The sequence below is a fragment of the Microbacterium sp. bgisy207 genome, assembly GCF_965345035.1.
Lineage (GTDB): Bacteria > Actinomycetota > Actinomycetes > Actinomycetales > Microbacteriaceae > Microbacterium.
Genome location: NZ_CBDRMG010000015.1, coordinates 1 through 13,205 on the forward strand (window position 1 = coordinate 1; position 13,205 = coordinate 13,205).

The window sequence follows — 13,205 nt, forward strand, 5'->3', positions numbered from 1 at the left end:
AAAGGGGATGGCTGCGCTTTCTGTCATTTCCCGCGCGTTCGGGATCCCAGATCCCAATACTCGAGCTTGGCTGCGTGCTGCTGAACGCGCCGTAGATGCTGGTGGGGTCACGTATCCAGAACTCGATGACGTCGGCGCAATGGACAGAAGCCTGAAGAGCGCGATTGCAGTTGCACGAGACCGCCTTGAATCGCCTCTACCGCGAGGCCTGCCCAGCCCGATCGGATCTTTCGCTGATCTCGCACGCTGCGCGCGCGGGTGACTTTGGCTGATGGCGTCGAAGCTGCCGATTCCCTCATGACCGTCTTGGCGGGTAGCAGTTGCGCGCGGCCTTCGGCTCAGGGGGATGTTGCTTGAACCGAGTTCATGCTCCATCTCTGATACGCTGAAGTGTCACTCGTGGGCTTCGTTCTGCATGCCTGCCCGCGGTAACGCGGGGGAGTGACATCGCATAACCCAATCCACCTGGCCTTGGTGCGGCATCCGTTTGAGTGAAGTGCGTTTCGGCTCGCTTTGCTCGCTCAACGACCGAGAGGCGCGTTTCGACTCGCTTCGCTCGGTCAACGAGCGGAAAAAGCACCTGGCCCCGACTACAACACCATCCAAGGACAACCCACTACATGACTACTGCAACGACCGCCCCGGCCACCAAGCAGGTTGCGATCAACGACATCGGATCTGCTGAGGACTTCCTGGCCGCGGTCGAAGAGACCCTCAAGGGCAAGGACTTCAACGACGGCTCGCTCATCGAGGGCACCGTCGTCAAGATCGACCGCGACGAGGTGCTCCTCGACGTCGGATACAAGACCGAGGGCGTCATCCCCTCCCGTGAACTTTCCATCAAGCACGACGTCGACCCCAACGAGGTTGTCAACGTCGGCGACCAGGTCGAGGCGCTGGTTCTCCAGAAGGAGGACAAGGAAGGCCGCCTCATCCTCTCGAAGAAGCGTGCCCAGTACGAGCGTGCCTGGGGCGACGTCGAGAAGATCAAGGAGAACGACGGTGTTGTCACCGGTTCCGTGATCGAGGTCGTCAAGGGTGGACTCATCGTCGACATCGGCCTGCGTGGCTTCCTCCCCGCATCGCTGATCGAGCTGCGTCGCGTCCGCGACCTGACCCCCTACCTGGGCCAGGAGATCGAGGCGAAGATCCTCGAGCTCGACAAGAACCGCAACAACGTCGTGCTCTCGCGTCGTGCGCTGCTCGAGCAGACCCAGTCGGAGTCGCGCTCGAACTTCCTCAACAACCTGCACAAGGGCCAGGTCCGCAAGGGCACCGTCTCGTCGATCGTCAACTTCGGTGCGTTCGTCGACCTCGGTGGCGTGGACGGTCTCGTCCACGTCTCGGAGCTCTCGTGGAAGCACATCGAGCACGCATCCGAGGTCGTCGAGGTGGGCCAGGAAGTCACCGTCGAGATCCTCGAGGTCGACCTCGATCGCGAGCGCGTGTCGCTCTCGCTCAAGGCCACCCAGGAAGACCCGTGGCAGGTGTTCGCCCGCACCCACGCGATCGGCCAGATCGCACCGGGTAAGGTCACCAAGCTCGTTCCGTTCGGTGCGTTCGTTCGCGTCGCCGACGGCATCGAGGGCCTCGTGCACATCTCGGAGCTCTCGGGCAAGCACGTCGAGCTCGCCGAGCAGGTCGTCTCGGTCGGCGAAGAGGTGTTCGTCAAGGTCATCGACATCGACCTCGAGCGTCGCCGCATCTCGCTCTCGCTCAAGCAGGCCAACGAGTCCATCGACCCCTTCGGTGTCGAGTTCGACCCGGCCCTCTACGGCATGGTCACGGAGTACGACGAGAACGGGGAGTACAAGTACCCCGAGGGCTTCGACCCCGAGACCAACCAGTGGAAGGAAGGCTTCGACGAGCAGCGCGAGAAGTGGGAGCAGGAATACGCTGCTGCCCAGGCGCGCTGGGAAGCCCACAAGGCCACGGTTGCCAAGGCCGCCGAGGCCGAGGCCGCCAAGGCAGCCGACGACAGCTACAGCGGTTCGTCCGCGTCGGGCTCCGGCTCGTACTCGAGCGAGAGCCCCGTGGGCACGCTCGCGGATGACGAGGCTCTCGCCGCTCTGCGCGAGAAGCTCTCGGGCCGCTAAGACCCGGCATCGCCCGCGTCACAGCCGGTAGCACCACACAGCAACGAAAGGCCGGGATCCCTACGGGGGTCCCGGCCTTTCAGCGTTTGTGGGACCGCGGCGCTGTGCCACACTGGGCGCATGCATCGGGGGATCGCAGTACTGGCCGTTGGGTTCGTTGGGGTGCTCGGGCTGGCGGGCTGCTCAGCTCCGTCTGAGCCATACAGCGTCTTTCAGCGAACGCCGACAGCAGCAGACACCATTCCCGCTGCCGTCGACGAAGGAAACGCTGAGTTCGAACTCAGTGATGCGCGCTACGTCGGCGAGCATGACGGGAAGCGGCTGTGGATCGCACGTATCGACCCCGAGAGCGGAATGAAGGTGTGTCTGGTTGTGTACCCGGACGATGAGTCCTGGGTTACCGGGTGCGGCGGCGGAGGTGAGGTCGCGGTCAGCGGGATGGATGGGGTCGAGTACCACCTCGTGCCTGACGGCTCATCGGTTCCTGATGAGGTGACTGTCATCAGCGAAAACGTCTACGTGGTCGACTGAACTGGTCCCGCTTCGGCCTCCATCGCGGGGGATTCTGGGGGCTACGGTGTATTACTCTGACGAGCGTCGGTGTAATACGGGGAACGAGATGAAGCTGAATGCCAAGGGGCAGGTCACCATCCCCGCCGAGCTGCGCCATAAACACGGCTTCGCCACGGGCGACGAGGTAGAGGTCATCGATGACGGGGGAGTTCTGCGGATCATCCATCGCGACGACCCGACTCCCGGGCAGCGGGCGGTGCTGCGCGTACGTGGCGCAGCGGGCCCGGGACCAGCCACCGACGAGATCCTGACGCTAACTCGTAACAGGCGTGCCCCCGACGTTCGGTGATACAAACGTCCGTCGACGAGTGAGTTTGTTCAGCGCTCGACGTCACTGAACTGCTGCGTGCCGAGCACGGCGAGCAGGCGCAGACGACTGTCGGCGTCCGTGCCCGGGGGAGCAGTCAGCACGACGAGGGTCTGCGAGGCATCCTCGGTGAACAGCGCCTGGCAGTCGACCTCGATCGGACCGATCTCGGGATGGATGACGACCTTGTGGTCTTCGAACCGGCGCCCGACCCGCTGCGACTGCCACAGCTCGGCGAACTCGGGGCTCTGAGCCTCGAGTGCGCGGGCGATCTCACCGGCTCGCGAGCGCGGTCCCATCGCGCCATATGCCGCCCGCAGCGTCGACACCAGCGCGAGGGACTGGCGGGCGTGATCGCTCTCGGGATAGACCGTGCGGGCGGTCTCGGGGTGAGCGAACCAGCGGTAGATGCCGCTGCGTTCGAGACCGGTGAACGCTGAGGCGTCGCCGAACAGCGCGCGGCCCGGCACATTCTGCACGAGCGTCTCGTCGAGCGCCGTGATGATGAAGGCCGGCACGTCGGTGAGCCGGTCCATGACGCGTAGCAGCCCCGGGGCGACGAAGTCGCTCGCGACCCGGTCGGGCGCGCTGTGGCCGGCGACGCGGAAGAGGTAGTCGCGTTCCTCGGCGTTCAGGCGCAGCGCCCGCGCGATCGCCTCGAGCATCTGCGTGCTCGGCTGCGGTCCGCGCCGCTGCTCGAGGCGCGTGTAGTAGTCGGTCGACATGGCCGCCAGCTGCGCGACCTCTTCGCGCCGCAGCCCCGGCGCCCGCCGCCGCGGACCAGCACTCAGGCCGAGATCCTGCGGCTGGAGGGCGGAGCGGTGATGCACGAGGAAGTCGGCGAGCGCGTCACGGTCCATCCCGCCAGTTTGCGCGGCTGTCGGCATCCGTTCCAGGGATCGCGGATCCCTGGACATCCGCTCTCTGTCGCGCCCTCGCCGCCGCCCGCAGGCTCGAGACATGAACATCACCGGAAACACCGTTTTCATCCCCGGCGCCACCAGCGGTATCGGCCTGGCCCTCGCCCTGCGCCTGCACGAGCGCGGCAACACCGTCATCGTCGGCGGGCGGCGCGCCGCACTGCTCGACGAGATCCGCGGAGCGCACCCCGGCATCGACACGGTGCAGATCGACACGACGGATGCCGCCAGCATCCAGGACGCTGCCCGTACCGTGCTCGAACGCCACCCCGACCTGAACGTCCTCATCACGATGGCGGGCATCATGCGCGCCGAGGACTGGCGCACCGGCGCGGGCATCCTGCCGAGCGCCGAAGAGATCATCACGACCAACGTTCTCGGCCCGATCCGGCTCATCGCCGCGTTCGTGGAGCACCTGCAGACCCGGCCGGATGCCACGATCATGACCGTCTCGTCGGGACTTGCGCACGCGCCCCTGCGGGTGACGCCCAGCTACAACGCGTCGAAGGCGGCGATCCACATGCTCAGCGAGACGCTGCGGCTGCAGCTCGCCGGAACGCCCGTGTCGGTCGTCGAGCTCGTGCCGCCGGCCGTGCAGACCGCGCTCATGCCGGGGCACGACGTGAACCCTCACGCGCTGCCGCTCGCGGACTTCGTCGACGAGGTGATGGGCCTCATCGAGACCCAGCCCGAGGCATCCGAGATTCTCGTCGAGCGCGTGAGGTTCCTGCGCTACGGCGAGGCGCGCGGCGACTACCCGCAGGTCGTGGCCGCGATCAACGCCACCGACCCGCACGCCGCGGGGGAGTGATCCGGCTGCGCCGTGGCCAACTCCTCAGTTCCGCGTGCTGCAGGGCCACATGTCGCGGCGAATGCGGCTGCCGGGGGTCGGGTTTGAGGAGTTGGCGACGCGCGCCAACAGGCTACGGCGCGACTGCCGCGGCCAGCACCGCGAGCAGCCGCAGCTTCTCGGCACTCTCGCTGCCGGGAACCGCGGTGTAGACGAGCAGGCTGTGGGATGCCTCGGTATCCGTCAGCACCTGGCAGGTGAGCTCGAGAAGCCCGACCTCGGGATGCACGTAGCGCTTGATCTCGCGGGGACGGATGCCGATCTCGTGCCGGTCCCAGTACTCGCGGAACTCGGCGCTCTCGGCCAGCAGCGCCTCGACATACCGTGCGGCGCTGGAGTCCGGTCCGCGCTGGGCGGCGACGGCCCGCAGCCCCGACGCGTACATGCGGGAGTAGAACTCGTGATCCTCGGGCGGATGCAGGGCTCGTGCGCCCGGGTCGGTGAACCAGCGGTACCCGATGCTGCGGGAGGGGCCCGTGAAGCGCGTGAGATCCCCGACGAGGGCGACCCCCTGCGGGCTTTGGCGCAGGGTCTCGCCCAGCTCGGTGACGATCTCGGCGGGCGTGTCGGTGAGGCGGTCGAGGATGCGCAGCATCCCGGGGCTCACGTGCTCGCCGCCCGCACCCCGATCGGGCGGCCGGTGCCCTGCGAGACGGAACAGGTGGTCGCGCTCGGCCAGCGACAGGTGCAGGCCCTGGGCGATTGCGGCGACCATCTGCTCCGACGGCTGCGGACCCTTCTCGCGCTCGAGGCGCGAGTAGTAGTCCGCCGACATGTGGCACAGCGCCGCGACCTCCTCGCGGCGCAAGCCGCTCGTGCGCCGGCGAGCACCCCGGAAGAGCCCGACATCCTCGGGCTGCAATGCCTCGCGGCGGGTGCGCAGAAAATGCGCGAGTCCGGCTCGATCGATCATGACGGCATCCTCTCGCGAATCGGATGCCGCAGCCTCGGATCGTCAGGCCGTGGCTACGGTTCGCGCGGCGACGGATGCTGAATCCATCCCGCTCCGAGAAGAGAAGAGTCGCGACATGCCTCGCACCTACCAGCTGCCCCTGCCCGACCTCACCGGCCGCCGCGCCGTCGTCACCGGCGGCAGCGACGGGATCGGTCTCGTGATCGCCCGTTCGCTCGCCGGAGCGGGTGCCGAGGTGGTGCTGCCGGTGCGCAACCGCACGAAGGGCGAAGTCGCCATCGCCGGCATCCGCACCGCCCATCCGGATGCCGTCGTGAGCCTGCGCGACCTCGACCTGTCGTCGCTGGAGTCCGTCGCCGCGCTCGGGGAGTCCCTGCGCGACGAGGGCGCGCCCGTGCACGTCTTGATCAACAACGCCGGCGTGATGCGGCCGCCCGCGCGGCAGGTCACCGCCGACGGATTCGAGATGCAGTTCGGCACGAACCACCTCTCGCACGTCGCGCTGACGGCGCACCTGCTGCCGTTGCTGCGTGCCGGGCCGTGCTCGCGTTGTGACCCAGACGAGCATCGCGGCGCGCAATGGGCGCATCAACTGGGATGACCTGAACTGGGAGAGCGAATACGACGACATGCGCGCGTACGGGCAGTCCAAGCTCGGCTGCGGGCTGTTCGGTCTGGAGTTGCAGCGCCGCAGCGCGGCATCCGGATGGGGGATCACGAGCACGATCTCGCACCCGGGCGTCGCGCCGACGAGTCTTCTGGCCGTGCGTCCCGAGATCGGGCGGGCCGATGACACGCGCGAGATCCGGCTCATCCGGCGGATGTCGGCCTGGGGCATTGCCGGGACGCCCGAGTCCGCCGCTCTGCCCGCCCTCATGGCCGCGACGACCGGGGAGGGTGGCGAGTTCTTCGGCCCGCAGGGGTTCGGCAAGGTCGGCGGCGCCCCGGGACGCCAGGCGCTGTGGAAGCCCCTGCGTAGCGAGGCGGATGCTGCCCGACTCTGGGCAGTCTCGGAAGAGCTCACGCGCGTGCGTTTTGCCTCGGCTGCGGTGTGACACGGGCGTCGGTACGGCGTTTCGACTCGCTTCGCTCGCTCAACGACCGGCGGCGGTACGGCCGCTCAACGACCGGCGTCGCTTCGTCGCCTGAGGTTCGCGGCAGTCACGTCGATGCGCGCATCCGGAACAACCGGGCGGCGATCACCGCCGCAACCGCGCTCACCAGCGCCGTGCCCAGCGTGATACCCACCCGCAGGATGTCGCCGGTGACGGCATTTTGCGGACTGAACGTCGTGAACACGATCGTGACCGTCAGCACTGACGCATAGAGCCAGTACGGAGCCGCCATCAGCTTGATGACGAGGGTCGCCAGCGCCGCGATCGCGCCGACGACCGCGGTCGCGGGCGCCGGTAGCCACAGCGCGAGCCCGAGCGCGATCAGCCCGCCGAGCAGAGTGCCGCCGGCCCGGGCGAGCAGCTTCGTGCGCATCCGCGCTCCCGTCGGCTGCAGCACGACGGCGACCGTCAACACCGACCACCACGCGTTGGTCCCCGCGAACCACATCAGGCTCACCCAGGTGAACAGGCCCGCAAGAGCAGCCAGCAGCACCGTGTACGGCAGGGTCGGCGCCGGCACCTCCGAACGCGGCAGTCGGACCCGCCGCAGCGCCAGCGACAGCACGCCGGTGACCCAGGCGGTGCTCGCTGCCACAAGAGCCGCCAGAACGCCGGCGATCCCCAGCGGCGAGAGACCCGGAAACAGCGCGGATGCCGAATCCGGCGACGCCATCAGATACGCCGCGAGCACCACCAGTAGCGCGCCCGTGCTTTGGCGTCCGGTCGACACGAGCGGCGATGCGCCGAGTGCGAGGAGCACGACGAGCGCCGTGCCCAGCCAGGGCAGGAACGGCCCGGTCGCCGAGAGCAGCACGGCCACCGCGGTCACCGCGACGGCTGCGGCCGACGCCTGCAGCATGCCCCGCATGCCGGCAGTTGCCACCGCGAGCACCGGAAGCGTCGCCAGAATGAGCACACCCCCGACGTCACCCCACGGCGACAGCGAGACGACCACGAGGGGAACCGCCGCAAGGAGCCCGACACCGATGACCGCAGCGGTTCGTGTCGCGGTCGAGGTCATGTCGGCTCCGTCCTCGGGCCTCCGCCACAGGAGGCCCGCCGATTCGAGGGTACCGGGGCGCTCACGTGACTTTGCGGGCTCAGTGTCGCCGGTGCTCGCGCGGCGACGCGTGATCGCTAGTGTTATCGCGTGACCGCCGCTGCCGCATCCGCAGTTCCCGCCGCCCCCGCGGCTCCGCCGCGACCGAAGCTCGTGTTGACCGCGCTGATCCTCGGGGCGCTGGTGTGCAACATCAACCTGGCGGCCGCGAACATCGCCCTGCCCTCGATCGGTGACGCGTTCGGGGCGGGACAGACCGCGCTGAACCTCGTCGCCGTCGGATGCTCCCTCGGCCTGGCGATGTCGGTGCTGTACCTCGGCGCGGTCGCCGACCGCTACGGACGCAAGCAGCTGCTCGTGATCGGACTGGGTCTGACTATCGTGATCAGCTTCTTCGCGGCATTCGCGGCATCCGTCGAGATGCTCGTGGTCGCCCGCATCCTCACCGGCATCGCCGCCGGTATGGCCTACCCCGTGACCCTCTCGCTGATCACGGCGCTGTGGGGCCCCGGAAAGCAGCGCACGCTCGCGATCGCCCTGTGGTCGGCCGTCAGCGCGACCGCCACGGTCATCGGATCGGTTCTTGCCGGCATCCTGCTGCTGTGGTTCTGGTGGGGATCGGCGTTCCTGCTGGCAGTGCCCTTTGCGATCGCCGGGTTCATCCTCGTGCTGCTGTTCGTGCCCTCCCACGTGGCTGAGAACCGGGAGAAGGTCGACCACCTCGGCGGTGTGATCTCGGTGTTCATGATCGGGTCGATCGTGCTCGGGCTCTCGACCGTGTTCGTGCCCGTCACCCGCACGTTCGGCGTCGTCCTGCTGATCTCGGCGGTGGTTCTCGTCGCCTTGTTCGCGTGGCGACAGCTCACCGCGCAAAGCCCCCTCTACGACCTGAAGGTCGCGCGGCGTCGGATGTTCTGGGCACCGGCCACCGGCGGCCTCATCGTGTTCGGCTCGCTCATGGGGGCGATGTTCGTCGGGCAGCAGTTCCAGCAGAACATCCTCGGCTACTCGACGCTGGATGCCTCGCTCTCGATCGTTCCCGCCGGTATCGGCCTGCTGCTGGTCGCCCCGCAGTCGGCCAAGCTCGTGCTCACCCGAGGTTCGCGCTTCACGATGATGCTCGGATACGGCTTCGTGCTCGCCGGGTTCATCCTCGCCCTCTTCTGGAACGAGACCACCCCGTTCTGGTACGTCTCGCTCGGCTACCTGGTGATCGGTATCGGTGCCGGGTTCGCGATGACGCCGGCATCCCGGGCCATCACGGAATCGACCCCGGTGCGCCGGGTCGGAATGGCCTCGGCCACCGCCGACCTGCAGCGCGACCTCGGTGGCTCGATCATGCAGGGCGTGCTCGGCGCGATCCTCGCCGCGGGCTTCGCGCACGCGTTCGGCAAGCTCATCGCCGAGTCCTCCGAGGCGTCGAGCATCAGCGACCAGATCACCGCCGCGCTCCAGGCCTCCTACGCATCCGCTCTGCACGTGGCCGACCAGTACCCGCAGTACAAGGACCAGATCATTCAGGCCGCGCAGCAGTCCCTCGAAACCGGCGCGATCGCCGCATACGCCGTCGGTGCCATCGCGATCGCGATCGGTGCGGCGGTCGTCTGGTTCTTCCTGCCGAAGAAGGCCCGCGAACTCGAGCTCGTCGCATCCTACGAGAAGGCCGACGCCGACAAGGCCTGAGGTCGGATGCGCGAAGTCCGCAGGATCGCGCGTACCTCGTAGCCCACGCGGCCCAGGCTGCGAAGCTCGCGCGATTCTGCGAACTTCGGCGCGGTCGAGACACACCGGTTCTCGCGCGGGGCGTCTTGCAGCGCACGGGGCGTCGTGCAGGGCGCGGATGCCGCTTGCTGAGCCCGCGTAGCGCGAGCGGGCGCGTCAGGCGCCGACGTACTCCGCGAGGTGCTGACCCGTCAACGTCGAGCGGGCCGCGACGAGATCGGCGGGCGTGCCCTCGAACACGACGCGACCGCCGTCGTGGCCCGCGCCCGGTCCGAGGTCGATGATCCAATCCGCGTGAGCCATGACGGCCTGGTGATGCTCGATCACGATGACCGAGACTCCCGAGTCGACCAGTCGGTCGAGCAGCGCCAGCAGGTTCTCGACGTCCGCCAGGTGCAGGCCCGTCGTCGGTTCGTCGAGCACGTACACGCTGCCCTTCTCGCCCATCTGCACGGCGAGCTTCAGTCGCTGACGCTCGCCGCCCGACAGGGTCGGCAGGGGTTGGCCGATCCGGACATAGCCCAGTCCGACATCCACCATCCGGTTCAAGATCGCCGCGGCAGCTGGCACCTTCGCCTCGCCGGATGAGAAGAACTCCGCCGCCTCGGATGCCGACATGTCGAGCACCTCGACGATGTTCCGTCCGCCCAACCGGAACTCGAGCACCGCCTCGTCGAACCCCTTGCCCTCGCAGACGTCGCACGGTGTCTCGACCTGCTCCATGGGACCGAGCTGCGTGACGATCACCCCCGATCCGTTGCACGCCGGGCACGCGCCCTCGGAGTTCGCGCTGAACAGGGCAGGCTTGACCCCGTTCGCCTTTGCGAACGCCTTGCGGATCGGGTCGAGCATCCCCGCGTACGTGCCCGGGCTCGACCGGCGCGACCCCTTGATCGCGCTCTGGTCGATCGCGACCACGCCCTCCCGGCCCGCGACCGACCCGTGGATCAGCGAGCTCTTTCCCGAACCCGCGACCCCCGTCACGGCCACGAGCACCCCGAGCGGGATGTCGACATCCACGTCCTGCAGGTTGTGCGAGCGCGCGCCGCGCACCTCGATCGCGCCGGTCGGCTGCCGCACCTCGGGCTTGAGCTGTGCACGGTCGTCGAGGTGGCGGCCCGTCAGCGTGCCCGAGGCACGGAGTCCTTCGACGGTGCCCTCGAACATGATCTCGCCGCCATTCGTCCCGGCGCCGGGGCCGAGGTCGACGACGTGGTCGGCGATCGCGATCGTCTCGGGCTTGTGCTCGACCACGAGCACGGTGTTCCCCTTGTCGCGCAACTGCTCGAGCAGCCGGTTCATCCGCTGGATGTCGTGCGGATGCAGCCCCACGGTCGGCTCGTCGAACACGTACGTGACGTCGGTGAGCGCCGACCCGAGGTGGCGGATCATCTTCGTACGCTGGGCCTCGCCGCCCGAGAGCGTCCCTGATGCCCGGTCGAGGGACAGGTAGCCGAGGCCGATATCGACGAATGAGTCGAACAGTGCGCCGAGACTGGCCAGCAGGGGAGCGGCGCTGGGCTCGTCGAGGCTCTTGACCCAGGCGGCGAGGTCCGAGATCTGCATGGCACAGGCATCCGCGATGCTCTTGCCGTCGATCTTCGACGACCGGGCGCCCTCGTTCAGCCGCGTGCCCCCGCACTCGGGGCACGGCTGGAACGCGACAGCTCGCTCGACGAACGCGCGGATGTGCGGCTGCATCGACTCGACATCCTTCGAGAGGAACGACTTCTGGATCTTCGGAACCAGCCCCTCGTAGGTCATGTTGATGTTCTCGAGCTTCACCTTGCGAGGTTCGCCGTAGAGGAAGTCGTGACGTTGTTGCTCGGTGAAATCCCGGATCGGCACGTCCATGGGCACCACGGCACCGAAGATCTTCACGTACCAGCCGTCAGCCGTGTAGCCCGGCACCGTGAGCGCACCGCCGGCGAGGGACTTCGTCTCGTCGAACAGCTGTGCCAGATCGATGTCGCTGACCTGCCCCATGCCGTCGCAGTTCGGGCACATCCCGCCGGTGACGGTGAAACTGCGCCGCTCGACCTTCTTGCCGTCGGCAGTCTGCATCGTGACGGCTCCCTTGCCGCTGACCGAGGCGACGTTGAACGAGAACGCCTGCGGGCCGCCGACATGCGGTTGCCCGACGCGGCTGAACAGGATCCGCAGCAGCGCGTTGGCATCCGTCGCCGTCCCCACCGTGGAGCGGGCGTTCGCTCCCATCCGTTCCTGGTCGACGATGATCGCCGTCGTGAGCCCCTCGAGCACGTCGACATCGGGACGGGGCGGGGTGTTCATGAAGGCCTGGATGAACGTGGAATACGTCTCGTTGATCATCCGCGACGACTCCGCGGCGATCGTGCCGAACACGAGCGAGCTCTTGCCCGAACCGCTCACTCCCGTGAAGACCGTGAGCCGGCGCTTGGGGAGGTCGACGTTGACATTCTTGAGGTTGTTCTCGCGGGCGCCGAGCACCCGGATGATGTCGTGCGAGTCAGCGGCGTGCGGCGTCGGTGCAGGCATGAGCACACGCTATCCGGATGCCGCGACATCCGTCTTCTCGATTCGTGACGGCATCCGGTGCTCTCCGCCAGCCGCGTCACGCACAACCTCCATCATCAACTCCGCAGTTTGGTGCGTACCTCGCAGGATGGCGACGCGCGAGTGCGCAGTACGTCACTTCTTGCGAGGTTCGCGGCGGCCCGGCGAGGAGTTCGCGGCGGCCCGGTCAGGAGTTCGCGGCGGCCCGGCCAGGAGTTGCGGCGGCCATGCCGGACCGAGGTTCTCAGCGGGCCCAAAGCTCACAGGGATAGCGTGAGGGGTCCCCGCTCTCGACCACCCGGAGGACACCATGGGATTCCTTGACCGACTCTTCGGCACCGAGCCCCAGAACCCGCGCCAGACCACGCCGCAGCCCTATGGCCAGCAGGCCTACCAGCCGCGCTCGGCGGGCTACCCGTCGACGACGCCGCCGCAGAGCGAAGACGAACTCGCCATCGAGCGATACCGCTATCTGCTGCGCACCGCGCCGCCCGAGACGATCGAGCAGGTGCACGCCGAGGCCTTCTCGAAGCTCACCGAGCAGCAGCGCCAGCAGGTGCTGGCCGAGATGACCACGACCCTGCCGGCATCCGAGCAGCCCCGATCGACCGACCCCGGCGACATGGCGCGCGCAGCCACCCGGGCCGAGTACATGAACCCCGGCTCCATGGAACGCACGCTCGGTGGCCAGCGCCAGGGGCCGTCCTTCGGTTCCATGGTCGGCTCGTCGCTGCTGGGCACGGTCGCGGGGTACGTCATCGGATCGGCACTGGTGTCGGCGTTCATGGCTCCCGCGTTCGCTGCGGATGCCGGAGCGACGGATGGGGCCACGGATGCCGCGCCCGCGGATGCCGGAACCGACGCGGGCGCCGATTCGGGGTGGGCGGATGCCTCGGGCGCCGCAGACCCCGGGTTCGGCGACGGCGGATTCGGGGACTTCGGCGACTTCGGTTTCTGATCGCGCGGCGAGGTCGGGACCTCTGTCGGCCGCCCGCGCGATAACGTTCAGGTATGGGGCAGGCGGGTTCGTCACGCGGAGGTGACCGACGTTTCACAGGGCGCAATCACCTGTGGCGCTCTTTCGTCTCAGAACTCGCTCCCTACCGCGACCAGC

General features: G+C 68.1%; 12 protein-coding genes. 8 read left to right on the plus strand and 4 right to left on the minus strand.

Annotated features, from left to right (window positions below):
* The first annotated feature begins 620 nt into the window (after positions 1–620).
* The 3 genes from rpsA to ACSGC5_RS13060 all read left to right on the plus strand — a co-directional run bounded on the left by rpsA (position 621) and on the right by ACSGC5_RS13060 (position 2,958).
* A complete protein-coding gene (rpsA, locus tag ACSGC5_RS13050; protein WP_434971033.1) occupies positions 621–2,096 on the plus strand; it encodes a 30S ribosomal protein S1 in 1,476 nt (491 codons plus the stop codon).
* Positions 2,097–2,216: 120 nt separating this feature from the next.
* The gene (locus tag ACSGC5_RS13055; protein ID WP_434971034.1) at positions 2,217–2,627 is read left to right on the plus strand and encodes a hypothetical protein; all 411 of its coding nucleotides are present in this window, start codon (positions 2,217–2,219) and stop codon (positions 2,625–2,627) included.
* 88 nt (positions 2,628–2,715) lie between these two features.
* Positions 2,716–2,958 (plus strand): AbrB/MazE/SpoVT family DNA-binding domain-containing protein, encoded by a 243-nt coding sequence (locus ACSGC5_RS13060; RefSeq protein ID WP_434971035.1) that lies wholly within the window; start codon positions 2,716–2,718, stop codon positions 2,956–2,958.
* A 29-nt stretch (positions 2,959–2,987) separates the two neighbouring features.
* Here the strand turns inward: ACSGC5_RS13060 and ACSGC5_RS13065 are convergent, their stop codons facing one another.
* Positions 2,988–3,836 carry a helix-turn-helix transcriptional regulator gene (locus tag ACSGC5_RS13065; protein ID WP_434971036.1) on the minus strand — a complete coding sequence of 283 codons (849 nt, stop codon included), beginning with the start codon at positions 3,834–3,836 and terminating at the stop codon, positions 2,988–2,990.
* Between the two features lie 100 nt (positions 3,837–3,936).
* Here ACSGC5_RS13065 and ACSGC5_RS13070 point away from each other — a divergent pair, with 100 nt between their 5' ends.
* Entirely contained in the window at positions 3,937–4,707 is a 771-nt protein-coding gene (locus tag ACSGC5_RS13070; RefSeq protein ID WP_434971037.1) for an SDR family oxidoreductase, read from the plus strand.
* 112 nt (positions 4,708–4,819) lie between these two features.
* Here the strand turns inward: ACSGC5_RS13070 and ACSGC5_RS13075 are convergent, their stop codons facing one another.
* Positions 4,820–5,659, minus strand: coding sequence for a helix-turn-helix transcriptional regulator (locus ACSGC5_RS13075; protein ID WP_434971038.1), 840 nt, complete (start codon positions 5,657–5,659; stop codon positions 4,820–4,822).
* A 115-nt stretch (positions 5,660–5,774) separates the two neighbouring features.
* On the opposite strand from ACSGC5_RS13075, the gene ACSGC5_RS13080 reads away from it, so the two are divergent.
* Together ACSGC5_RS13080 and ACSGC5_RS13085 are read left to right on the plus strand one after the other, a co-directional pair.
* The gene (locus ACSGC5_RS13080) at positions 5,775–6,260 is read left to right on the plus strand and encodes an SDR family NAD(P)-dependent oxidoreductase (protein ID WP_434971039.1); all 486 of its coding nucleotides are present in this window, start codon (positions 5,775–5,777) and stop codon (positions 6,258–6,260) included.
* Entirely contained in the window at positions 6,211–6,714 is a 504-nt protein-coding gene (locus ACSGC5_RS13085; protein WP_434971040.1) for a hypothetical protein, read from the plus strand. Before ACSGC5_RS13080 ends, ACSGC5_RS13085 begins: the two co-directional genes overlap by 50 nt.
* A gap of 106 nt (positions 6,715–6,820) precedes the next feature.
* Here ACSGC5_RS13085 and ACSGC5_RS13090 read toward each other — a convergent pair whose 3' ends face one another.
* On the minus strand, positions 6,821–7,795 hold the full coding sequence (locus ACSGC5_RS13090) for an FUSC family protein (protein WP_434971041.1): 975 nt from the start codon (positions 7,793–7,795) through the stop codon (positions 6,821–6,823).
* Between the two features lie 129 nt (positions 7,796–7,924).
* On the opposite strand from ACSGC5_RS13090, the gene ACSGC5_RS13095 reads away from it, so the two are divergent.
* The gene (locus ACSGC5_RS13095) at positions 7,925–9,517 is read left to right on the plus strand and encodes an MFS transporter (protein WP_434971042.1); all 1,593 of its coding nucleotides are present in this window, start codon (positions 7,925–7,927) and stop codon (positions 9,515–9,517) included.
* Positions 9,518–9,712: 195 nt separating this feature from the next.
* On the opposite strand, the gene ACSGC5_RS13100 is transcribed toward ACSGC5_RS13095, so the two are convergent.
* Complete coding sequence (locus ACSGC5_RS13100; protein WP_434971043.1) at positions 9,713–12,073, minus strand: ATP-binding cassette domain-containing protein; 2,361 nt, start codon at positions 12,071–12,073, stop codon at positions 9,713–9,715.
* A gap of 328 nt (positions 12,074–12,401) precedes the next feature.
* Here ACSGC5_RS13100 and ACSGC5_RS13105 point away from each other — a divergent pair, with 328 nt between their 5' ends.
* Positions 12,402–13,049, plus strand: coding sequence for a hypothetical protein (locus tag ACSGC5_RS13105; RefSeq protein WP_434971044.1), 648 nt, complete (start codon positions 12,402–12,404; stop codon positions 13,047–13,049).
* Positions 13,050–13,205: the final 156 nt, after the last annotated feature.